General features: G+C 63.5%; 22 protein-coding genes. 18 read left to right on the forward strand and 4 right to left on the reverse strand.

Annotated features, from left to right (window positions below; translation table 11 throughout):
* Positions 1–18: 18 nt before the first annotated feature.
* The gene (gene rpoH, locus QUV21_RS08805) at positions 19–915 is read right to left on the reverse strand and encodes an RNA polymerase sigma factor RpoH (RefSeq protein ID WP_300854289.1); all 897 of its coding nucleotides are present in this window, start codon (positions 913–915) and stop codon (positions 19–21) included.
* A gap of 311 nt (positions 916–1,226) precedes the next feature.
* Positions 1,227–2,291 carry an RluA family pseudouridine synthase gene (locus QUV21_RS08810; RefSeq protein ID WP_300854290.1) on the reverse strand — a complete coding sequence of 355 codons (1,065 nt, stop codon included), beginning with the start codon at positions 2,289–2,291 and terminating at the stop codon, positions 1,227–1,229.
* Between QUV21_RS08810 and QUV21_RS08815 the strand changes: the two genes are divergently transcribed.
* From QUV21_RS08815 to pseI, 16 genes are all read left to right on the forward strand, one after another.
* Positions 2,290–2,640 carry a DUF6476 family protein gene (locus tag QUV21_RS08815; RefSeq protein ID WP_366907765.1) on the forward strand — a complete coding sequence of 117 codons (351 nt, stop codon included), beginning with the start codon at positions 2,290–2,292 and terminating at the stop codon, positions 2,638–2,640. The genes QUV21_RS08810 and QUV21_RS08815 overlap by 2 nt on opposite strands.
* Before the next feature lie 61 nt (positions 2,641–2,701).
* Positions 2,702–4,396, forward strand: a complete 1,695-nt coding sequence (locus QUV21_RS08820) for a response regulator (protein WP_300854291.1) — start codon at positions 2,702–2,704, stop codon at positions 4,394–4,396.
* Between the two features lie 85 nt (positions 4,397–4,481).
* The gene (locus QUV21_RS08825) at positions 4,482–5,930 is read left to right on the forward strand and encodes an amidase family protein (RefSeq protein WP_300854292.1); all 1,449 of its coding nucleotides are present in this window, start codon (positions 4,482–4,484) and stop codon (positions 5,928–5,930) included.
* A gap of 78 nt (positions 5,931–6,008) precedes the next feature.
* Positions 6,009–7,082: an ABC transporter ATP-binding protein gene (locus QUV21_RS08830; protein WP_300854888.1), complete on the forward strand. Its 1,074-nt coding sequence runs from the start codon at positions 6,009–6,011 to the stop codon at positions 7,080–7,082.
* Positions 7,082–7,993 (forward strand): ABC transporter permease, encoded by a 912-nt coding sequence (locus QUV21_RS08835; RefSeq protein WP_300854293.1) that lies wholly within the window; start codon positions 7,082–7,084, stop codon positions 7,991–7,993. The genes QUV21_RS08830 and QUV21_RS08835 overlap by 1 nt, the downstream gene beginning before the upstream one ends.
* Positions 7,986–8,789, forward strand: coding sequence for an ABC transporter permease (locus tag QUV21_RS08840; protein ID WP_300854294.1), 804 nt, complete (start codon positions 7,986–7,988; stop codon positions 8,787–8,789). The genes QUV21_RS08835 and QUV21_RS08840 overlap by 8 nt, the downstream gene beginning before the upstream one ends.
* A gap of 27 nt (positions 8,790–8,816) precedes the next feature.
* A complete protein-coding gene (locus tag QUV21_RS08845; protein WP_300854295.1) occupies positions 8,817–9,842 on the forward strand; it encodes an extracellular solute-binding protein in 1,026 nt (341 codons plus the stop codon).
* A gap of 132 nt (positions 9,843–9,974) precedes the next feature.
* Positions 9,975–11,399 (forward strand): amidase, encoded by a 1,425-nt coding sequence (locus QUV21_RS08850; protein WP_300854296.1) that lies wholly within the window; start codon positions 9,975–9,977, stop codon positions 11,397–11,399.
* A 151-nt stretch (positions 11,400–11,550) separates the two neighbouring features.
* The gene (locus tag QUV21_RS08855; RefSeq protein ID WP_300854297.1) at positions 11,551–11,685 is read left to right on the forward strand and encodes a hypothetical protein; all 135 of its coding nucleotides are present in this window, start codon (positions 11,551–11,553) and stop codon (positions 11,683–11,685) included.
* Positions 11,686–11,887: 202 nt separating this feature from the next.
* Entirely contained in the window at positions 11,888–12,919 is a 1,032-nt protein-coding gene (locus QUV21_RS08860; RefSeq protein WP_300854299.1) for a DDE-type integrase/transposase/recombinase, read from the forward strand.
* Positions 12,920–13,029: 110 nt separating this feature from the next.
* Entirely contained in the window at positions 13,030–14,361 is a 1,332-nt protein-coding gene (locus QUV21_RS08865) for a 3-deoxy-D-manno-octulosonic acid transferase (protein ID WP_300854300.1), read from the forward strand.
* A 73-nt stretch (positions 14,362–14,434) separates the two neighbouring features.
* A complete protein-coding gene (gene pseB, locus QUV21_RS08870) occupies positions 14,435–15,433 on the forward strand; it encodes a UDP-N-acetylglucosamine 4,6-dehydratase (inverting) (protein WP_300854302.1) in 999 nt (332 codons plus the stop codon).
* On the forward strand, positions 15,433–16,578 hold the full coding sequence (gene pseC / locus QUV21_RS08875) for a UDP-4-amino-4,6-dideoxy-N-acetyl-beta-L-altrosamine transaminase (protein ID WP_300854304.1): 1,146 nt from the start codon (positions 15,433–15,435) through the stop codon (positions 16,576–16,578). Before pseB ends, pseC begins: the two co-directional genes overlap by 1 nt.
* Complete coding sequence (gene pseF / locus QUV21_RS08880) at positions 16,575–17,258, forward strand: pseudaminic acid cytidylyltransferase (RefSeq protein WP_300854306.1); 684 nt, start codon at positions 16,575–16,577, stop codon at positions 17,256–17,258. Before pseC ends, pseF begins: the two co-directional genes overlap by 4 nt.
* Positions 17,255–18,769 carry a UDP-2,4-diacetamido-2,4,6-trideoxy-beta-L-altropyranose hydrolase gene (gene pseG, locus QUV21_RS08885; RefSeq protein ID WP_300854308.1) on the forward strand — a complete coding sequence of 505 codons (1,515 nt, stop codon included), beginning with the start codon at positions 17,255–17,257 and terminating at the stop codon, positions 18,767–18,769. The genes pseF and pseG overlap by 4 nt, the downstream gene beginning before the upstream one ends.
* A 79-nt stretch (positions 18,770–18,848) precedes the next feature.
* On the forward strand, positions 18,849–19,910 hold the full coding sequence (pseI, locus tag QUV21_RS08890; RefSeq protein ID WP_300854310.1) for a pseudaminic acid synthase: 1,062 nt from the start codon (positions 18,849–18,851) through the stop codon (positions 19,908–19,910).
* Between the two features lie 121 nt (positions 19,911–20,031).
* Here the strand turns inward: pseI and QUV21_RS08895 are convergent, their stop codons facing one another.
* Both QUV21_RS08895 and QUV21_RS08900 read right to left on the reverse strand, forming a co-directional pair.
* Positions 20,032–20,745: an acylneuraminate cytidylyltransferase family protein gene (locus tag QUV21_RS08895; protein WP_300854312.1), complete on the reverse strand. Its 714-nt coding sequence runs from the start codon at positions 20,743–20,745 to the stop codon at positions 20,032–20,034.
* Complete coding sequence (locus QUV21_RS08900) at positions 20,742–21,020, reverse strand: hypothetical protein (protein WP_300854314.1); 279 nt, start codon at positions 21,018–21,020, stop codon at positions 20,742–20,744. The genes QUV21_RS08895 and QUV21_RS08900 overlap by 4 nt, the downstream gene beginning before the upstream one ends.
* 115 nt (positions 21,021–21,135) lie before the next feature.
* On the opposite strand from QUV21_RS08900, the gene QUV21_RS08905 reads away from it, so the two are divergent.
* Both QUV21_RS08905 and QUV21_RS08910 read left to right on the forward strand, forming a co-directional pair.
* Positions 21,136–22,434 (forward strand): glycosyltransferase N-terminal domain-containing protein, encoded by a 1,299-nt coding sequence (locus QUV21_RS08905; RefSeq protein ID WP_300854315.1) that lies wholly within the window; start codon positions 21,136–21,138, stop codon positions 22,432–22,434.
* 64 nt (positions 22,435–22,498) lie between these two features.
* Positions 22,499–23,197 carry a hypothetical protein gene (locus tag QUV21_RS08910; protein WP_300854317.1) on the forward strand — a complete coding sequence of 233 codons (699 nt, stop codon included), beginning with the start codon at positions 22,499–22,501 and terminating at the stop codon, positions 23,195–23,197.
* Positions 23,198–23,241: the final 44 nt, after the last annotated feature.

Raw genomic sequence — 23,241 nt, forward strand, 5'->3', positions numbered from 1 at the left:
GGCCCTGAGGTTTCACCCTCAGGCAGGGACGACCATGCCCTTGCCCTTGGCCAGTTCGCGCATCCTGGCTTGCAGCTTTTCGAAAGCCCGCACCTCGATCTGGCGGATACGCTCACGGCTGACGCCATAACTTTCCGACAGTTCTTCCAGCGTGACCGGGTCTTCAGAAAGTCGGCGCTGCATCAGCACGTCCTTTTCGCGGTCGTTCAGAACCGCCATCGCCTGCACCAGAAGCGCACGCCGGGCGTCCATTTCGTCTTTCTCGGCATAGGCACCGGCCTGATCGCTGTCTTCATCCTCCAGCCAGTCCTGCCACTGGGTCGATCCGTCACCATCAGACCCCACGGTCGCGTTCAGGCTGGCATCAGACCCGGACAGGCGGCGGTTCATGTCGATGACCTCGGACTCGGTCACGGACAGATCCTTGGCGATCTGGGCCACATTTTCCGGGCGCAGGTCGCCTTCCTCCAGCGCGCCGACCTTTGCCTTGGCCTTGCGCAGATTGAAGAACAGCTTTTTCTGAGCCGAGGTGGTGCCAAGTTTCACCAAGGACCACGACCGCAGGATATATTCCTGAATCGAGGCGCGGATCCACCACATCGCATAGGTCGCCAAACGAAAGCCCTTTTCGGGATCAAAGCGTTTGACTGCCTGCATCAGACCAACGTTCGCTTCAGAAATCACCTCCGCCTGCGGCAGACCATAGCCGCGATAGCCCATGGCGATCTTGGCCGCGAGACGCAGGTGGCTGGTCACCATCTTGTGGGCCGCTGCGCTGTCCTGGTGGTCTACCCAGCGCTTGGCCAGCATGTATTCCTCTTCCGGTTCCAGCAGCGGAAACTTGCGGATTTCCTGCATGTAGCGGTTCAGCCCCTGTTCCGGGCTGGGTGCAGGAAGGTTGGTATAGGTGCTCATGTCGTGCCCCCAATTTGCCCCGGTGCGATTGCGCCCCCGAGAGATCGCGTAATCTATGGCGCTGGTCTGCCTCACGCAAGAGTAGGCAATACCACCACCTTGTTAATGCCAGATGTCCATCGAACAGCCGAATGTGAAGCATTGTGACATTCTGCTCACGCGAATGTCAGGGTTCCCCCCGGACCGCTGTCGGGAAAACCCGACCGGAGAGCAACGCGCACCATGTCTGTCGCAGGGTCGCCAAGGGATGCAACATCCGGAAGGTTCCCGATAGCGCGGCGCCATGGGCCAGATCCCGGTGCGTCAGCGCCTTAGCCCTTTCGCAGGGCATCAAGAAGCCTGGCCATGTCCTCTGGCAGGTCTGCGCTGAACTCCAGCCGCTGACCCGAAACGGGGTGGAGAAAGCCAAGCGTTGCCGCGTGCAGCGCCTGGCGGGGAAAGCTGTTGGCAGCCTCGGCGGCGGCGCCAAGGGCCTTGACCGGCAATCTGCGCTTGCCGCCATAGGTCTGATCACCGACCAGCCCATGCCCGGCATAGGCCAGATGCACGCGGATCTGATGGGTCCGCCCGGTTTCCAGCCAACATTCCACCAGCGCGGCCTGAGCGGCAAAGTCTTCGACCACCCGGGCGCGGGTTACGGCATGTCGGCCGGTTTCCCAGACCACGGCCTGCCGCTGGCGGTCGGTCTTGTGTCGGGCAAGGCCTGTGGCAATGCGCAGGATGCCTCCGGCTTCAAAACTGATCCCGCGCAAGCCGCGCAAGCGCGGATCGCCCGCTTGCGGCACCCCATGCACCACCGCCAGATAGCGGCGGTTGACCGAGTGATCCTCGAACTGGCGGGCAAGGCCGTGATGGGCGCGATCAGATTTCGCCACCACCAGAAGCCCGGTCGTGTCCTTGTCGATCCGGTGAACGATCCCCGGCCGCCGTTCACCGCCGATGCCGGAAAGTGTGTCACCGCAATGATGCAAAAGCGCATTGACCAGCGTGCCGGATGGTGACCCCGGCGCGGGATGCACCACCATGCCCGCAGGCTTGTCGATCACGATCAGGTCGGCGTCTTCCCAGATCACGGTCAGGGGAATGGCCTCGGCCAGCGTCTCGACCGCAATGGCAGGGTCAAGGCGCAGCTGGTAGACCTGCCCCTCGGCCACCTTCGCCTTGGGGTCGGTCACGGCCTGCCCGTCGCGGCTGACCGCACCATCTGCGATCATCCGCATCAGGCGCGAGCGGGAAAGTGCCGCTTGCTCTGGCACGGCGGCGGCAAGCGCCTTATCAAGACGGGCGGGGGCATCTTCGCCGATGGTCACCGTCAGGGTGCCGCCGGTCGCAAAGGCGCCCGCGCTTTCTTCGTCGTCCTCGAAAGGGTCGTCCATGTCTGATCCCGCCTCGCCCGGTATTGCCCCGCCAGATGGCCCCGAAAGCATGGCCTTGCCGCCCAGCCTGCGACTGCTGAAATGGCTCGTGATCGTGCTGACCCTTACCATGATCGGCGGTGTCATAACCGTGGTGGGGCTGATTGTCACCCGGATGCCGCAGGCTTTTTCCGCGCAAGCTCCGGATGTGCCGACAGACCTTTCCCTGCCCGAAGGCGTCAAGGCCGCCGCGGTGACCTTTGGCACGGGCTGGGTCGCCGTGGTCACGACCGATGACAGGATCCTGATCTTCGGCCGCGACGGTGCTTTGCGGCAAGAGGTGACGCTGCAAGCTGGCGAAACCCCTTGACCGGGAACGGGATGACGGTCCTAGCTGCAACACCCTCCGCAGCAGCCCGAGTGTCAGAGAGATGACCCTGTCCCCTGCCCTGACCCTGACCGACCGGGAAAAGGTCAGGGACGAACTCGCCCGTCAGTATGAAATTCTGGAACGCGAGAAATGGCAGCGGATCATCCTGACCTCCTTTGCTTACGCCCTTTGCGCGCTTTTCACCGATCCAAGTGTGATGGCAATCTTTGTCCTGATCGACATCTTGGCGGAAGTCGCGGCGCTGAGGCTGTTGCGCGGATTGGACCCGGCGGAGATGCCGGGCCGCTACCGTGCAAGCATCCTCGCCGTCATCATCATGGAAGCCGTGATTGCTACGGCGGCCGGGTTGGTCTGGCTGGCGGACGACCCCTATGCCAAGGCGCTTGCCGCCGGGCTGGCGATGACGACGCTTTTGCAGCTCAGCACGGTCCGTTCGATCCACCTGCCTTACGGGCTTGCCGGATTGGTGACAGTCGGATTGATCGTCATGGGCTTCAATCTGGCGCACTGGATCGACCGCGACAGCATGGTCGGCCTGGTAATTTCGCTGGCTGCCGGCCTTGGCGGGATCGCCTATGCCCTCACCGCCATGTGGTCCAACAATTCCCTCCATCGCGCCAGTGCCGAAGGCGCAGCGGCCGCCCGGGCGTCGGACGCGGCCAAAAGCCTGTTTCTGGCGCAGATGAGCCACGAGCTGCGCACCCCTCTGAATGCGATCATCGGTCTGGGCGAGGTCGAGGCGGCAGCGGCGACCGGCACCTCGCAAGACAGGCTACGGACGATTGTAACCTCGGCAAGGGGGCTGGCGGTGGTGCTGGACGATGTGCTGGACCTCTCGGCGATCACCGACGGGCGGGTCGCGATCCTGCCGGGGCCGACAGACCTGAGGCTTGCGTTGAAAACCACGGTCGGGGTCTTCGCGCCCGAAGCGGAACGCGGCGGCAGCAAGTTGTCGTTGATCTTGCCGGAAGACCTGCCGTCGCATGTGCTGCTTGATGCCCAGCGCCTGCGCCAATGCCTGACAAACCTGATCGGCAACGCGCTGAAACATGCCGGCGGCAGTTGTGTGCGAATAACAGCCCGGCACCATGGCACGCAGTTGGATATCGAGGTTGCCGATGATGGCCCCGGCGTCCCGGCAGCCTTGGCGGAAGATCTTTTCCAACCGTTCCGCCGGGGCGGAAACGCCGTGCCGGGACTTGGGTTGGGGCTCGCAATCAGCTGGACCCTGGCACGGCAGATGGGGGGTGATCTGGTCCATGTCCCGACGCCCAAAGGTGCGGTGTTCCGGCTGGAACTCTCGGCTCCGGTTTCCGGACCGCCTCCGGAATTGGCAATGCCGGACCTGACAGGGCGCTGCATCCTGATCGTCGATGATATCGCGACGAACCGGCTGGTCGCTTCTGGTCTGGTGCAATCGTTGGGGGCAGATGCGATGGAAGCCGAAGGAGGGGCAGAGGCCCTGCGGATCGTGGCCGAGACCCCGGTGGATCTTGTGCTGCTGGACATGGCGATGCCCGGAATGGACGGGTTCGAGACCTTCCGCCGCCTGCGCGCCGGGCCGGGCCGGGCCGTGCCGGTCGTGGCGATGACCGCCGGCGCCATGGCAGACCAGCGCGCGGCGGTTCTGGCGGCAGGGCTGGACGGTTTTGTCGCCAAGCCCTTGTTGCCAGAGGCGCTGGGTGCCATTCTTGGCCCGCTTCTGATCCGGCGTACCGCAGGCAACAAGACCTGAAACCGACAAGAAGCGCCGCAGGCAGGCATGACCTCGGCAAGACCAAGCTTCAGGCTAAGCGACGGAATGAATGGAGAGACCAGCAATGATCGGTGATCTTGGCGCAGCGGATGCAACCGAACTTGCCGGGCTGGTGGCAAAGGGCGATGCAAGCCCATCCGAACTTCTGGACGCGGCCCTGACCGCTGTCGAGGCACGCAATGGCGCGATCAACGCCGTGGTGCTGATGCAGGAGGACGTCGCGCGCCAATCAATTGCCGACGGTCTGCCGATGGGGCCATTCCGGGGGGTGCCGTTCCTGATCAAGGATCTTGGCGTCGAGGCCAAGGATTTCCCCAGCCACAACGGCAGCCGCTTGCTGGCCAACACCACATACCGGGGCGACAGCAGCATATTCACGCGGATCAAGGCCACGGGCGTTGTCACCTTCGGGCGCACGACCAGCCCCGAAGGCGGGATCGGTGCCGCGACCGAGGCCGCCGTCTATGGAGGCCCGACCCGGAACCCGTGGAACCTTGACCATACGCCGGGCGGGTCTTCCGGCGGCGCGGGGGCGGCGGTTGCCGCTGGCATCGTGGCTTTCGCGCATGGGTCGGATGGCGGGGGGTCGGTGCGGATCCCCGCCGCCTCTTGCGGGCTGTTCGGCTTCAAGCCGACGCGCGCGCGCCTGCCCGATGGCCCTTACGCGGGCGAAGGCTGGGCGGGCATGGCGATTGACGGGTTCCTGACCCGGTCGGTCCGCGACAGCGCCGTGATGCTGGACGCCTGTGAAGGCGCCGACCTTGGCGCGCCTTACTGGGCGCCGCCGCTGGCCCGTGGCCATGCCGCCGCGATCAGCCGCCCGCCTCGGCGTTTGCGGGTGGCGATCTGTGAAACCACCCTGACCGGCGAGCCGATCCACCCCGAGGTGGCCGAAGCGGTGCGCGCGGCGGGCCGGCTACTGGAAGCGCTGGGCCACAGCGTTGAACCGTCCCGGCCCCGCGCCGATGTGCCGGGCATGATGCGGGCCTGGACCGATATCGTCGCCGTCGGCACCGCACTGGGCATCCGGTCGGCCTTGAAGGGCCGCCCCCTGTCCGATGATCTGGTTGAAGGCGTCGGTCGCGGGGCATGCGCCCATGCTGAAACGCTGCACCCGACGCGCTACCTTGAAGCCGTGGGTGACATCCACGCATTCGGGCGCCAGATGGCCGGGTTTTTCGAACCCGAGGGCGGTGGCGGGCCTGACATCCTGTTGACCGCCACCCTCGCCGAGCCGCCCGCCAAGGTTGGCCGGTTCAACCATGACACGGAAGACTATGTCGCCTACCGCACCGGGCCGGGCGGCATCTTTGCCTATTCCCCGTTTTGCGCGGTGTTCAACGCCTCGGGCCAGCCCGCCGCCAGCCTGCCGCTGGGCTGGTCTTCAGACGGGCTGCCTATGGGCATCCATCTGGCCGCCGCCTTCGGGCAGGATGAAACCCTCATCGCCTTGTGCGCAGAAGTTGAGCGGGCTTCCCCTTGGACGGCAAAACGTGCGCCGATGGCAGGGTGACGGGGAAGGAATCGCTTGTCACAGGGCAACCGGGCAGACCAATATGATCAAATGAATGGAAATGAAGGGGGTGTGACCGTGGCCGACGAGGTGACGATCTCTGCCCGAAATGTCGTGAAGGTCTTTGGCCAGGGTGCTTCGCAAATGCGGGCGCTGGACGATGTGTCGGTCGATATCCGGCGGGGGGAATTCTTCACGCTTCTTGGGCCGTCGGGCTGTGGCAAGACCACGCTTCTGCGCCTGATCGCGGGGTTCGAGATGCCCTCGGCCGGGACGATCCTGCTGGAAGGGGCCGATATCACCACCCTGCCGCCAAACCGCCGCCCGGTGAACACGGTGTTTCAAAGCTATGCGCTGTTTCCGCATCTGACCGTGGCGCAGAACGTGGCCTTTGGTCTTGAAATGCTGGGCAAACCTGCGGCCGAAGTGCGCGCCACGACCGAACGGATGCTGGCGCTGGTCAAACTGGAAGCGCTGGCAGGCCGCAAGACGTCACAGCTTTCAGGCGGCCAGCAACAGCGGGTGGCACTGGCGCGCGCGCTGGCACCGCAGCCGAAAGTCTTGCTGCTGGACGAACCCCTTTCGGCGCTCGATCTGAAGCTGCGCAAGGAAATGCAGATCGAGCTGAAGCGGTTGCAACTGGAAACCGGCATCACCTTCGTCTTCGTGACCCACGATCAGGAAGAAGCGCTGACCATGTCGGACCGGATCGGCGTGATGTCGAACGGCAAGCTGCAACAGGTGGGCAGCGCCAAGGATATCTACACCCGCCCGAAGAACCGCTTTGTCGCCAGCTTCATCGGCGAGACGAATTTCCTGACCGGCACGGCCGAGGCCGGGGGCGTGCGCCTGCCGACTGGCGACCTCATCTCGATTGGACTGTCGGCAGCCGATGTCGGACGCGCCGCTACCGTGACCCTGCGGCCTGAACAGTTGCGGCTGGGGGCAGTCTCTGACCCCGGGGCAATCCCTGCCCGGGTGGCGGCACTGGTCTATTTTGGGACCGACACCCATTGTCACCTGCACCTGTCCGACGGAACCGAGGTGGTCGCCCGCCTGCAAAGCCCAGCCGATGGCGAAAGCGGGTTGGTGCAGGGGCAAGAGGTCGGCATTGGCTTTGCCCCGGGTGCAGCACAGCGGGTGGAGGACTGATGAGCCCCGCCGAGGAAAATGCCGTAAGGACTTCGGCGCGCAACGGCTGGCTTTTGTCGACGCCCGCGCTGGTGGTGCTGACCTTTGCGGCGGCAGGGCCGCTTTTGATCGTGCTGGTCTATTCCTTCCTGACCCCGGGCCAGCATGGCAATGTGATCTGGGAATTCTCGACCGGCGGCTGGGTCGGAATCCTGTGGTCAAAGGACATCTTTACCGGCGAATGGGCGCTGGCCGATGCGCATCTGTCGATCTTCTGGCGGTCGCTCTGGCTGTCGCTGCTGACCACGGTCTTCACCTTTGTCGTGGGCTTCCCGACTGCATGGTTCATTGCCACGCGTGCGCCCAAGGAACGGGCGCTGTGGCTGTTTCTGATCACCATTCCGTTCTGGACCAACCTGCTGATCCGCACCTATGCGATCAACGAGGTCTTGCGGAAGGAAGGGCTGATGAACACGGTCCTCATGGGTCTTGGCATCACCGACACCCCGATCGAGGTGCTGTATACCCCGACGGCGATCTTCATCGGGATGACCTATGTTTATCTGCCGCTGATGGTGCTGCCCCTGTTTGCCGCCATCGACCGCTTCGACATGAAACTGCTGGAAGCCGCCTATGACCTTTACGCCAGTCGCTGGCGCGTGCTGCGCCGGGTGATCCTGCCGATCGTCAAGCCGGGGATCGTGGCGGGGTCGATCCTTGTCTTCGTGCCGTCGCTTGGGGCCTATGTCACGCCGCGCGTGCTGGGCGGTGGCAAGCAGATGATGATCGGCAATTTCATCGAGCTGCAATTCCTGCAAGGCAAGAACTGGCCGCTGGGTGCGGCACTGTCGATGCTGCTTCTGATGATCGTGATGGTCGCGCTCTTGGTCTATGTCCGTTACGCGAACAAGGGGTCTTCCGGCCATGGCTGAGCGCAGCTTCCACGTCGCCCGCCTGCCCGGCTTTGCCACCACGGCAATCATCGTCTTTCTGGCGCTTTACCTGCCGATCATCACGCTGGTGGTCTATTCCTTCAACGCCTCTACCTCGCTTGCGGTCTGGGGCGGGTTCTCGCTGGACTGGTATGCAAAGGCCTGGGCCAATACGCAGGTCAAGGACGCGACCATGCGGTCGCTGATCATCGCAAGCTTTGCGGCGCTGATCTCGACCACGGTGGCCACGATGGCGGCACTTGGCACCACGCGGCGGCGGGCCTTCAAGGGCCAGACGGCGATCTATGTGATGATCAACCAGCCCCTGATGGTGCCAGAGATCGTGACTGCGGTGGCGCTGATGATCCTGTTCGGGTTGATCAAGCAGGCAACAGGCATCCACGGGCTTGGCTATCTGATCCTGGCCCATTCGGCCTTCTGCATCCCCTTTGCCTATCTGCCGATCCGCGCCCGGCTGGAAGGCATGGACCTGACGCTGGAAACGGCGGCGGCCGATCTTTATGCTACGCCCTGGCAGACCTTCCGCCGGGTGACGCTGCCACTTCTGGCCCCCGGCATGATCGCCGGGGCTATGCTGGCCTTCGTCATCAGCCTTGATGACGTGGTGATTACCGAGTTCGTGAAATCGGGCGGGCAGGACACCTTGCCCACCTACATGCTGGGCCAGTTGCGCCGCCAGCTGACGCCCGAGATCAACGCGATCTCGACCATGCTTCTGGCGGTGACCGTGGTGCTGCTGACCGCGTTCTTCCTTCTGACGCGCAAGAAAGACTGAAAAGACCAACCAACCGGGAGACCTCTGATGAACAGACTGATGACGGCAACCGCACTTCTGCTGGCCACGACGGGCCTCGCTTCGGCCGAGGGCGTGCTGCAGCTTTACAACTGGGGCAACTACACCAGCCCCGAGCTTCTGGAGAAGTTCAAGGCCGAAACCGGGATCACGGTGACCGTGACCGACTATGACAGCAACGACGTGGCGCTGGCCAAGATCGAGGCTGGCGGCCATGGGTTCGACCTTGTGGTGCCTTCGGCCAACTATGTGCAGATCTTCACCGAAAAGGGCCTGACCACACCGCTGGACCTTGCCCGCCTGCCGAACCACGCCAACATCGCCCCCGAATGGCGCGGTGTCGAATGGGATCCGGGCCGCGCGAACTCGATCCCGTGGCAGTGGGGTACAGTGGGCGTTGCGGTGGATACCGCGATCTACGGCGGCGACATCAACACCTCGGCCGTCTGGCTGGAAGTGCCGGATGAGTTGAAGGGCAAGATCAACGTCGTGCCGGAAATGACCGACATCGTGACCCTTGCCACGCTTTACTACGGTGGCCAGCCGTGCAGCGAAGACCTTGAAGTGCTGAAGAAGGTCCGCGACGGCCTGCTTGCGGCCAAGCCGAACTGGATCGCCATGGACTATGGCGCGACCGAGAAGATGTCGAACAAGGACTGGGCGGCCTCGGTCAACTGGAACGGATCGACCATGCGGATCCGGCAGAACCTGCCGACCGTGGCCTATGGCTACCCGCGCGAGGGCTATACGCTCTGGATGGACAGCGTGATGCTGTTGAAGGACGCGCAGAATGTCGATGAAGCCTATGCCTTCATGGACTTCATCCTGAAGCCGGAAAACGCGGCGATGATCTCGAACTTCGCCCGCTATGCGAACGGGGTGAGTGGGTCGGAAGCCTTCATGGACCCCGAGATGGCAACGGCGCCAGAGGTGGTGATCCCGGAAGAACACAAGGCCGCCGGTGTCTTCATGCCGGTTTGCAGCGAAACGTCGCGGGAATACATGACCGCGATCTGGACCGAACTGCAAAAGTGACCATCGCCTGCTGACCGGAGTGCCGGGGCCAAGGCCCCGGCACCTCCACTTTGCTGGCGCGGGCCGTCGCCCTGCGCAGCGGGGGCGCTTCGCCCCCCGCACCCCCAAAGAGTATTTGGAAAAGAGCAAGCCATGCTGGAGTGGTCGGCAACACGGTTGAGCGATGCGATTCACAGCCGCAAGGTGGCGCCGTCCGAAGTGATGGCCACCCATCTGGCACGGGTTGCCGCGGTGAATGGCGCGGTGAATGCCATTGTCTCGACGGTGGACCCTGATGTGCTGATGGCCCGGGCACGGGCCTTGGATGACGTGGCGCCGGTGGGTTGGCTGCATGGTATTCCGCTTGCCGTAAAGGACGTTGTGGCGACGGCGGGGTTGCGGACGACCTGGGGCTCGCCGATCCATGCCGACCATGTGCCCATGGCGGATGACCTTTTGGCCGCGCGGATGCGGGGCGCCGGGGCGATCTTCACCGGCAAGACCAATGTGCCGGAATGGGGCCAAGGGTCGCACAGCTTCAACCCGGTCTTTGGCGTGACGCGCAACCCCTATGACCTGACGCGTTCCGCCGGAGGGTCTTCAGGCGGGGCGGCCGCGGGGCTGGCGACAAGGATGCTCTGGCTGGCGGACGGGTCCGACATGATGGGGTCTCTGCGCAACCCCGCCGCCTTTTGCAATGTCTACGGCTTTCGCCCAACCTGGGGGCTGGTGCCAGGTGATGCCGAAGGCGACACCTACCTTGCCACCCTGACGACGGATGGCCCCATGGCCCGCACGGTCGAGGACCTGGCGCGATTTCTGACTGTCATGGCGGGCGAGAACCCAGAGGTGCCGTTTCCCCGCCCTGTGCCGGACCTGCTGTCCGGGCTGGACCGGGGGGCAAGGGGCCTGAAGATCGGCTGGCTGGCCGATTGGGGCGGGGCCTACCCGATGGAACCGGGCATCCTTGACGCCTGCGAAACGGGCCTGCGCCTGTTGGAAGACATGGGGGCCGTGGTGGAGCCCCTGCCCCCACCCTTCCCCGCCGAAAAGCTGTGGCACGCCTGGACCACCTTGCGGGCAATGCTGAACGCAGGCGCGAAGCGCTCCCTGGCCGAGGATCCCGTCAAACGTGCCCTGACCAAGCCCGAAAGCTTGTGGGAAATCGAACAGGGACTTGGCCTTTCGGCGCAAGCTGTCCATGCGGCCAGCGTGATACGCAGCCGCTGGCATGCCCATGCGGCGCGTCTCTTTGACAGGTTCGATGCGCTTGTTCTGCCAAGCGCGCAGGTCTGGCCCTTCCCCGCCGACTGGCGCTGGCCCAACCGGATTGCCGGACGCCCCATGGACACCTACCACCGCTGGATGGAAGTGGTGGTCCCCGCCAGCCTGATCGGTCTGCCCGCGCTTTCGGTGCCGGTGGGGTTTGGGCCCAAGGGGTTGCCAATGGGCATGCAGATCATCGGCCGGTCGGGCGATGATGCCGGGGTGCTGGCGATCGGGCAGGCATGGCACCGCGCGACGGAATGGCCGCAAAGGCAACCGCCTGCGCTGGCAATCGAAGCGGGATCGGGCTAAGTCCGCGGCAACTTGCGCAAGAGGGGGCGACCTTCTTGCAGCCTTGCACCGAGCAAAGGCGGGGCATCAGAGTGATCCCCCCAAAGAAATTTGACAGTTCCGAAAGCTCCGATCTGAAGTCTGCTGACCTCCAAGAACGAGGAGAACAGACATGTCGAAACGCAAGAACCACGATGCGGCATTCAAGGCTCGATCGGCGTCAGAGGCACTGAAGGGGGAACGCAACTCGTCCGAATTGGCCACCGCTTGCGAGGTGCATCCGACGATGATCCATCAATGGAAGTAGGCACTTCTGGAAGGTACTGCGGGCATCCGTGAGCACGGAGGCAAGGCAGCGACTGAGATTGCCGAGGACACGTTCCGTGATCTGCATGCCAAGATCGGAGATCTGGCGGTAGCTAGTGTTCTTTTCACGAAAGCTCTAGCCGTGGATCGGGAAGCCAGGCGGGGCATGATCGAACGGAACCACCCCACGCCGTCGGGGCATAGTGCCGCCTGCTGTCGATCTCGCGGTCGGCGTTCCATTACATGCCGCAGGGCGAAACCGTGATGAATCTCGACCTGAGCTGTCGATCGACAAGCATTTCCTGGAAACCCCGTTTTACGGCGTGCGGCAGATGCGATTGATGCCGATTTACCAAAAGCCCAACACCAGCAAGCCCGACACCAGCAAGCCCGCGAAGGGCCACAAGACCTACCCCTATCTGCTAGACGGGCTGCGGATCTACCGCCCCAGCAAGTTCTGGTGCGCCGACATCACTTATTCGCCTATGCGCAAAGGGCTCCTCTGTCTGGTGGCCATCATGGACTGGCTCACCCGGAAGGTGCTGGCCCGGCGCAATTCAAACTCGCTAGAGGCCGACTTCTGCCTCGAGGCGCAGATCGAGGCCATCCACAAGTTCCGCCCGCCCGAGATCATGTATGCCGACCAAGGGTCGCAGACCACGTCCGTCTACTGGACCGACAGACTGAAGCGGGCCAAAACCAAGATCTCGACCGACGGCAAAGCCCGGTATCTCGACAACATCTTCATCGAGCGGCTCTGGCGCCCCCTCAAGTATGAATGCGCCTATCTGCATGCTTGGGGAACCGAGGCCAAGGCCGGCGTCGGACGCTGGATCACCTTCTACAACCACTTGCGGCCCCGCGCCGTCCATGGCGAACAACCAGCCGACGTGGTCAACTTCAACGCAACCCGAAACGATCAGCAGGTGCAGGTAGCAGCTAAGACAAGCCGGAAATCTGTCCAAGTGTTGGGGAGCAACTCACTTCCGTCCTTCACATCTGGCTTGTTTCGTGGCCAGTTTCTGATTGAGTCGCCACAGGTTGGCGAGACTCTTTTCGACATCTGTGGTTCCAGACTTTTGATCGATGCCCCGATCGCCGGCCCCGGCCCAGGGGATCGAGGGCCTGCTCGCATGCGCACTCGAAGCGATGGCTTCGAGCCACTATCAGGTCCCAAGCATGGAAGGCCGGCGCAGCGAGGGCGTCCTGTCATGGCATGGCAAGTGTGGTGGTAGAAGATTTGATTGTGGCCGTTCCGCAGGTAGCGTCCTTCGCCCCGCATTTGCGGCGCAAGCTTGAGGGCCGGGTAGACTTGCCCTAGAGAGAAGGCCGCAGCGGAGGGTCCATGAAGCACAAGGTGAACGCGTCGGCGCTGCCAAGAACCACGCGGATTGTTTATGTTGGCATACAGGTTCTGGCGCATCTGGCCTTGCCGGTTCTGGCTTTCTTTCTGGCAATCAGAGCGGTCAGGGAGCCGGCGCATCTGCGTCATCTTTCGCATCGGCTTGGCCTGGGACCAGTTGGGCCGCAAGGGGCGGTCTGGATCTACGCGGCCTCGCTGGGAGAGACGCGGGCCGCCAGCCCGCTGATCCGGCAGCTGGTGGCTGCGGGGCATCCGGTGCTGCTTGCGCACCTGTCGCCCGCCGGAATGGCCGAGGGCTGGCGACTGTTTCCCGATCAACCCCTGATCACCCACCGCTATATGCCGCTGGATCTCTTCTGGGCGGTGCAGTTGTTTCTGCGGCGCGCGCGGCCGAAGCTGGGTCTGGTGCTGGAAGTCGAGATCTGGCCGGCCATGATGATCGAGGCCACGCGCGCGGGGGTGCCGATGGTAATGGTCAACGGCAACCTGCTGGACCGCTCGATGGGGGCAATGCGCGGTGCGAGGCGGCATCTGATGGCGCTTTATCGGCTCTTCTCGCAGGTCTACACGCGCGACGCGGCCTATCGCGCCCGTTATCTGACCGTCGGCGTTCCACCCGAACGGATCGAGGTGGTGGGTGAGATGAAATATGATCAGTGGATTGACCCATCCCACCTTGAACAGGGCAAGGCGCTGCGGGCGCGGTGGACCGGTGCAGCGCGAGTTCTAATGATCGCCTCTTCCGTCAAGGACGAAGAGCCGATCCTTTTGCCGATGATCACGCGCCTTCTGGCCGCCGATCCAGGGCTGCGGGTGATCTGGGCACCACGCAGCCCGCAACGCTTTTCCTCGGTGGCTGAAGGACTGGCAGCGGCGGGCGTTTCCGTAGTGCGGCGCACTGCCTTGGGAGCCGAGGTGGCCGGGCCGATGCCGGATGCAAAGGTTCTGGTCGGGGATTCGACCGGAGAGATGAACATCTGGTATGCCATGGCGGACCTTGTGTTCGTCGGTGCGTCTCTGGTCGATCACGGCGGACACAATATAATGGAACCGATGGCTTTGGGGTGCCCTGTGGTAATGGGCCCCTCCACCTATGGCGTGGCATCTGCAGTGATCCCGGCGACGCGGGCTGGTGCCATGAACAGCCTGCCCGACGCCGACGCGCTGGAGTCTCGGGTTCTGGCCTTGTTGGCGGACGCGACCGCGCGCGCCACCATGGGCAGGCAAGCACTGGCCTTCGCCTCCGAACAGACTGGCGCCGCCGCGCGAACGTTGGCCGGGCTGCAACCTATGCTGACCGGACCCTGCCATTGAAATCGGCCCCTGTATCGGGGATACAGAGGGCCGCCACGGGCAATTGCCCAGATCATGGGGATACCGCGCTCCGATGCTTGAAAACTCGACCATCCTTGTTACCGGTGGCACCGGCTCGTTCGGCCACGCCTTTGTGCCGATGACCTTGGCGCACTACAGTCCCAAGAAGATCATCATCTTGTCGCGCGACGAGATGAAACAGTGGGAGATGGCAAAGCTCTACAGTGACGACAAGCGCGTGCGTTTCTTCATCGGAGATGTGCGCGACCGTGAGCGTTTGTATCGCGCCCTCACCGGAGTGGACTATGTGGTACACGCGGCAGCGACAAAAATCGTGCCGACAGCGGAATACAACCCCTTCGAATGTGTGAAGACCAATGTCATGGGCGCCATGAACCTGATCGACGCCTGCATCGACATGGGCGTCAAGCGGGTGGTGGCGCTGTCTACCGACAAGGCATCCAGCCCGATCAACCTCTATGGGGCCACGAAGCTGGCCTCGGACAAGTTGTTTGTCGCCTCCAATTCCTATGGCGGCGAGCATGGAACCCGGTTCGCCGTGGTGCGTTACGGCAATGTGATGGGGTCGCGCGGATCAGTGATCCCGTTCTTTCTGTCGATCCGGGACAGCGGCGTACTGCCTATCACCGATCCGCGCATGACACGGTTCATGATCAGTCTCGAACAAGGCGTCGAACTGGTCTGGCACGCATTAGACGATATGGAGGGCGGTGAGATCTATGTGAAGAAAATCCCCTCGATGACGATCACGGAGATCGCCGAGGTGGTGGCTCCCGGGGCGCGGCAGGATCTCGTCGGCATCCGCCCCGGTGAAAAACTGCACGAGCAGATGATCGGAGCCGAAGATGCGCCCCATACCTATGAATATCCTGAACATTTCAAGATCTTGCCTGCGATTCACAACTGGTCGGCTACGCCGGTTAGAATCAAGGATGGCATCAAGGTGTCCGAAGGGTTCACCTATGCGTCCGACACCAACCCGCAGTGGATGTCACGGAGCGACCTTGCCGCCTGGATTGAGGTGAACCGGGCCAAGATTGGGGCGATCTGATGATACCTTATGGCCGTCAGGATATCTCGGACGAAGATGTCGCAGCAGTCGTCGCGGTGCTGCGATCCGATTTCCTGACGCAAGGACCGGCAGTTCCTGCCTTTGAGGCGGCGGTTGCCGATTGGTGCGGGGCGGCACATGCCGTGGCGGTAAACTCTGCCACATCGGCACTGCACGTCGCCTGCATGGCGCTTGAACTGGGACCAGGTGACGTACTTTGGACGGTACCCAATACCTTTGTCGCAAGTGCGAATTGTGCGCTCTACTGTGGGGCTGCGGTGGACTTCGTGGATATTGATCCGCAGACATATACGATGAATGTCAGTGCGTTACGTGAAAAACTTGAGAAGGCGTCAGTTAAAGGCCGCCTTCCCAAAGTGATCGTGCCGGTGCATCTGTGCGGTCAGTCGGCAGATATGGCAGCCATAGGTGCGCTGGCCCGCGCCTACGGTGTCAAGGTGATCGAGGATGCCAGTCACGCGATCGGCGCCACCTATCAGGGTCATCCGGTGGGCGATTGCCGCCATTCCGACATCTGCGTGTTCAGCTTTCACCCGGTCAAGATCATTACCACCGCCGAGGGTGGGCTGGCCACCACGCAAGACCCGCTGCTGGCGCGCAAGATGCAACTGGCCCGCAGCCATGGCATCACCCGCGATCCGGCCGAAATGGACCAGTTGCCCGACGGGGGATGGTATTATCAGCAGATCTCCCTTGGCTACAATTACCGCATGACCGAAATGCAGGCGGCTCTGGGACTGAACCAGATGACCCGTCTGGGCGCGTTTGTGGCGCGCAGGCGGGCGCTGGCCGCGCGCTATGACAGGCTGTTGTCCAATCTAGACCTGGTGCGTCCCGCGCAATCGATGGATGCGGACTCAAGCTGGCATCTTTATGTGATCCGGGTGCCAGCGGACAAACACCTGCATGTGTTTGACACCATGCGGGCGGGTGGAGTTGCGGTGAACCTGCATTATATACCGGTACATCTTCAACCTTACTACCGCGCAATGGGTTTCGGTCCCGGCCAGTTCCCGCAGGCCGAGGCCTACTATGGCGAGGCAATTTCCATCCCCGTCTACTTTGGCTTGACCGAAGCAGAACAGGACAAGGTGGTCGAGGTGCTGGCGGGTGCTCTGGCATGAGCGTGTGCGTGATCCCCGCGCGGGGCGGCTCCAAACGTATTCCGGGCAAGAACGTGGCCCTTTTTCATGGCCGCCCGATGATCGGCTGGCCGATCGCGGCGGCGCGCGGGTCCGGGTTGTTCGAACGGATCGTCGTCTCGACGGATGACGACGACATAGCCGAAGTGGCGCGCGCCGAGGGGGCAGAAGTTCCGTTCCTGCGCCCTGCCGATTTGTCGGATGATCACACACCCACGGTGCCGGTGATTGGCCATGCAGTAGAGGCGCTGCATCTGACGGGGGACACACCGGTATGCTGCCTTTACGCTACTGCCCCCTTCGTGAAGGCAAACGATCTCGCCGAAGGACTGGCCTTGCTGGTCGCTGGGGCAAGGCACGTGATGGCTGTGACAAGATTTGAATATCCGATAGAGCGCGCGCTGCGGCGTGCGGCGGATGGCTCGGTAGAGATGGTTCAGCCCCACCACATGCAGACCCGCAGTCAGGATCTGGAGGAGGCATGGCATGATGCAGGCCAGTTCTATTGGGCGCGCGCGGCCACATGGGCGGCAGGCACGCCGGTCTTTGATCCCGGGGCGCGGGGTGTGGCACTGCCATCATGGCGCGTCGTCGACATCGACACACCCGAGGATTGGACCCGCGCCGAGGCGCTGTTTCCCATGATAATGGCCTGTTCATGAGCCTGCGGCTGGCCTTTCGCGTCGATGCCTCGATCGTCATCGGCACCGGGCATGTGGTGCGCTGTCTGTCGCTTGCGCGGGCGTTGCGGGAACAGGGGGCAGAGGTTGCCTTCGTGATGCGAAACCTGCCCGGCAACATGATCTCACGGGTCGCAGCCGAGGGATTTAAGGTGCTGGAGCTGCCCACGCCCGCGGCAGTCTTTGACCCGGCAGCGGCCACCGATCACGTCGCATGGGCCGGAGTCCCGGCGGCGCGGGATGCAGTTGAAACTGCTGCGGCGCTGGCCGGAACGGTATGGGACTGGCTGATCGTCGATCACTATGCCTTTGGCCGGGAATGGGAAGTTGCGGCACGGCCACCTACCGCTCGACTGATGGTGATCGACGATCTGGCTGACCGGGCGCATGAGTGCGATCTTCTGCTGGACCAGAACCTTGGCCGGCGCGCGGGTGATTATGACGCACTGCTGCCGCCCCGGACCCGCCGCCTGATCGGCCCGGCCTATGCGCTGCTGCGCCCCGAGTTTGCCGCCCTGCGCGCCGGCGCGCTTGCGGCGCGCGGGGGGCCGTTGCGGCATGTGCTGATTGCGATGGGCGGCATTGATGCACCGGATGTTACGGGCACGTTGCTTCAGGCGTTGCCCGATGGGGTGCAGGTGACGGCGGTGATGGGGTCGGCAGCGCCGGCGCTTGGCCGGGTGCGGGCGCTGGCGCAGGCCCGGGGGGCGCGGCTGCTGGTCGATACGCTCGATATGGCGCAAGTGATGGCGGAGGCCGATCTGGCGATCGGCGGCGTGGGCGGCAGCGCATGGGAGCGCTGCGTGCTGGGCCTGCCCACGCTTATGGTGGTGATGGCCGACAATCAGGAAGCCGCCGCGGCGGCGTTGGTCGCGACACGGGCAGCACGGCTGATCGGACGGGCCGGCGACCCCGCGTTACCCGCACGACTGGCCGCCGAGATTGCCGCACTGTCAGCCGAACGGCTTGCCGATATGTCGGCGCGTGCGGCAGCCCTGTGCGATGGGCGTGGCCTGCCGCGCGTGTTGCGGGCGTTGTGCGCCCCGCCGCTGCGCCTGCGCGCCGCCGTGCCGGACGATGCCCAGACCGTGTGGAACTGGCGCGCGGGTCTGGCCGCGACGCGGGCCTTCCGTTCGCCCGAGGTTCCGCCGCTTGCCGCGCATCTGCTGTGGTTCAACCGCGCCCTGAACACGCCCTCCCGCCGCCTCTACATGGCCGAGACGACCCTGCCTGCCGGCCATCTTCGCCTTGACGATGCCGAGTTGCCCGGAGAGGCCACTATCAGCATCCTGCTGGACCCCGCCGCCCGGGCGCAGGGTCTGGGGGCCGCCCTTCTTGCCGCCGCCGAGGCCGAGGCGCGCCGCCTGCACCTGACCACCCTTCGGGCCGAGGTTCACGAAACCAACGCGCCCTCCTGCGCGCTGTTTGCAGCGGCGGGCTATGTGCGCACCGGGCAGGACGACGGGTTCCTGCATTTGACCCTGACGCTGTAGCGCCCCCCGTTTCAGCCCCCCTCTTGCCAAACCGCCCGTACCCGGCCATTTCAGGGCATCGCCTGAAAGGATGCCGCCCATGACCGACCACCCCGAAATCATCATCGACGGTCGCGCCATCGGCCCCGCCCATCCGCCTTATGTGATTGCCGAGGTGTCGGCCAACCACAACGGCCGCCTTGACGCGGCCCTTGCCCTGATCGACGTGGCGGCGGAACGGGGGGCGTCGGCGGTCAAGATCCAGACCTACCGCGCCGATACCATAACGCTGAACTCCTCGCGGCCTGAGTTTCAGATCACCGAAGGGCTGTGGGCGGGCCAAAGCCTGTATGACCTGTATGAACAGGCGCATACCCCGTGGGACTGGCACCCCGCCCTGTTTGCCCATGCGCGGGCGCGGGGGATCACGATGTTTTCGTCGCCCTTCGACGCCACCGCGATTGACCTGCTGGAGGATCTGGGCGCCCCCGCCTACAAGATCGCGAGTTTCGAGGCGGTCGATCTGCCGCTGATCCGATATGCCGCAAGCACTGGCAAACCGATGATCATTTCCACGGGCATGGCTGACGAGACCGAAATTGCCGAGGCCATTCAAGCCGCCCGCGATGGCGGCTGTCGGCAACTGGCGCTGTTGCACTGCGTGTCGGGCTATCCGGCACCGGCGGGCGATTACAACCTGCGCACCCTTTCCGACATGATTGCCCGCTACGGCTGCGTTACCGGCCTTTCGGATCACACGTTGGACAACACCACCGCGATTGCTGCCGTGGCCCTCGGAGCCGCGATCGTGGAAAAGCATATCACGTTGGATCGCAATGGCGGCGGCCCAGATGACAGCTTTTCGCTGGAGCCCGATGATCTTGCAAAACTCGTCGAAACGACCCGCACCGCTTGGGAAGCGATGGGCCGGGTAGACTATGGCCACAAATCCAGTGAACGCGGCAATGCCGTCTTCCGCCGGTCGCTGTATTTCGTTCGCGATCTGGCGGCGGGGGGGGTGATCACGCCTGACGACGTGCGCTCGGTCAGGCCCGGTTTCGGAGCTGCACCGAAATATCTGGATGCAATCCTTGGCCGTCGGGTACGCGTTGCGGTGCAGGCCGAAACACCGGTACAACTGGACCAGATCGAAGGGCTGTAGATCATTCTGGAGGTCGTTGTGGCATGGAGGCGAACAGCTTCGCTCTCCTTGCTGGGTCAAACAGGCTGAACGCCACCCATCGACTTGCGGGATCGCCGGAATACTTGCCCCAGAATACTCGTCAGGGTCGGGTTGCCCCTCTTGCTCGGGCGGCAAAAAGCAGTTCGACAAGCGTCAGGTCAAGCGGGCTGTCGATATCAACGGATCTGTCTTCGGGCATTTCGAACAGACGTGTGTCAGGGTAGAACACGCGCGGATCCGCCAGAAAGGCGTCGCGCCGCCAAACATAGACCGAGCCATTCATGTCATAGCAGGCTGGCGCGTCCTGTCGGCGCAGCACCTCCTCGGGAGGCGGTTTCGATAGACCGACAGTGCCGTCATCCCGGCTTTCCACAAGGTTGAAGTACGGCGACTTGCGGGCTCGTGCGCCAGTGATCACATTGGTCGCACCTGTCGCTTCCAGTAAGGCCACCGCGCCGGTTATATCGGACACATCGCGCAAAGGAGAGGTGGCATCGAGATCGACAAGCACCTCAGCGGGCCGCCCAAGATGCGCCTCAGCGGCAAGAAGGGCATGGGCAATTGCGGGAACCTTGCCTGCTGTGTCGGTCGCCATCTCGGGCGGACGCTGAATCGCAAGATCAGCCCCGGCGGTCATGGCGGCGGCGAGGATATCGGCGCTATCGCTGCTCACGGCAATCAAATCGAACAGACGGCTTTCACGGGCCTGACCGATGGTCCATGATATCAGAGGCTTGCCTGCCACGATACGGATGTTCTTGCCCGGGACGCCCTTCGATCCGCCGCGCGCACATATGGTACAGATGAAGGTCATGCTTCGATCCTGACAGGAACTACCACGGCCTCGATGGTGCCGATCAATCGGTCGGTCCCCCGAGCTTGCCCCGACCCGCAATGGCGCGCGTCGGGTTCGGCTGCAACCGGCAGCAACGTTGCCTGCAGGGGTACACTGGTGGTGTCCCAATTGACCGCCATCGACAGTACGGCGTTTCCGGCCAGATATTTGCGCGGGCCGGCAACATCCACGCATGGCGACGCCCAAAACGGCGTTTGCCGATGATCAATGGCAAGAAGCGGAGGGTCAAGCATGGTCATGCGGCCTGAATAGTTGAAACTCGCTCACTTCGCAAACTCTAGACTCGGATATCTGGCACCGCGTGGCGGCTTGGGTTAGGGCTGGCGTGAACGGCAAAAAGGGACGGCCATGGCTTGGGCGTTGCAGGCATATCTGGGCGCGGCGCATCTGGCGGACCCGCTGTGGCGGCTGGCTCTGGCGCGGCGGGCGAAGCGCGGCAAGGAAGAGCCAGGCCGGCTGACCGAACGGCTGGGCCATGCGTCCATGCCACGCCCCGACGGACCGATTCTGTGGGTGCATGGCTTAGGGATAGGCGAGGCATCTGCGATGCTGTCGATTATCCGCGCGATCCGCGCGGTGCGGCCCGATGTGGCTGTAATCCTGACCACCGGCACCCGAACCGGGGCTGAGGGGTTGGCCCGGATCGGTCTGCCTGATGGGGTGATCCATCAGTATGCGCCGGTGGACGCGCCCGGGCCGGTGCGGCGTTTCCTAAGACATTGGCGGCCGGATGCTCTATTGCTGGCAGAGTTGGACCTGTGGCCGCTGACGCTATCGCGGCTGCATAAACGGGGCATCCCGGTGGTTATGGCCAACGCGCGCCTAACCGATCATCGCTACTCAGGTCGGCAAAGAATACGGGCGTTGATGTGTGACGTGCTTGGCCTGATCGATATGATGCTGGTGCAGGACGTCCGGACGCGGGAGCGCCTGATCTCCCTCGGTGCCGACCCCGGCCGCGTGCGAGTGGCCGGTCTCTTGAAGGCCGCCGCCGAGCCTCTGCCCGAAGGCGAAGGCCGCTTGGCGATGGAACGGGCAATTGGTGCGCGTCCTGTGTGGCTGGCCGCTGCGACCGAGGCGCGCGAGTTGCCTGTCGTGTTGGCCGCCCATGCCCAGGCTCGCAAGACACACCAGGACCTCATGTTGATCTTGGCTCCGCGCCAATTGACGGATGCCGATGCCGCGGCGTCGGCGCTGGAAGCGGCTTTCGGATCCTGCCCCCGGCGCAGCGCAGGTGCTCTGCCCTGTCCCCAGGATGCGGTCTATCTGGCCGATACGATGGGCGAGATGGGGCTTTGGTATCGGCTGGCGCCAGTGTCTTTCATTGGCCATTCCCTGCGGGTTGAAGGCAAGCCCTTGACCGGCAAGAACCCGTTCGAGGCTGCGTCGCTGCGTTCAGCGGTGATCCACGGCCCCTGCACCGGCAATTTTGCGGAAAGCTATGCCGCCCTTGCCGAAGCAGAAGCTTGCCTCTTCGTGAGTGGCGGACAGGATCTGGCCGAGGCGCTGCTCGACCTGATTGCCATGCCGGAGCGTCGTAAAGCGCTGGTCGACGCTGCAGCAGGAGTGCTTGATCAGGCTCGCGAATCGCTGCCACTGACGCTACAGGCGGTTCTTGGCTGCCTGCCGGCAGCGACGATCCGATGATGCCTTGCGGCGCGGTGGGAGCGGGCATAAGATCTGAAAAAACATCGAAACCAAGGGCCGGAACATGGACACGCTGCGCATCTTCGTCGGCTGGGACTCACGCGAGGATATCGCCTTCCAGGTGGCGCGCCGGTCCCTCTTGCGCCATGCGACGGTCCCGGTTGAGGTGATCGCCATCAAGTTGGCCGATCTTGTAGCGAAGGGTCTGTACACGCGTCCCGTTGATCCATTGGCCTCCACCGAGTTCACCTACTCACGCTTCCTGACGCCGCATCTGGCCGGCTTCAGCGGCTGGGCGCTGTTTGTGGATTGCGACTTCCTGTTTTTTGGCGATGTGGCCAAACTTGAGCAGTACATGGATCCTTCCCATGCCGTAGCCTGTGTACACCATGATTATACACCCAAGGAAACCACCAAGATGGATGGCGTGATCCAGACCAGCTATCCGCGCAAGAATTGGTCCTCTTTCATGCTGTTCAATTGCGCCCACCCCTCAACCCGGCAGTTGACAGTCGAGCGGGTGAACACTGAGTCCGGGGCCTATCTGCACCGCATGCAATGGGCCGCAGATGACGAGATTGGCGAGATTCCGCAAAGCTGGAACTGGCTTGAAGGCTGGTGCGAAAAGCCGGAATCCGGAAAGCCCGACGCCGTGCATTACACCCGTGGCGGCCCATGGTTTGATGCGTGGCAGGACGTGGATTATGCCGCCGAGTGGCGGGCGGAGGCGGAAGCCTGCCGCGCCGAAGGACTGGCCATCTGAGCGACGACTGCATGGGGCCGTTGGCGTGCGCCTCAGTAGGGCAT

Source organism: Tabrizicola sp., from assembly GCF_030373185.1.
Classification (GTDB): domain Bacteria; phylum Pseudomonadota; class Alphaproteobacteria; order Rhodobacterales; family Rhodobacteraceae; genus Tabrizicola.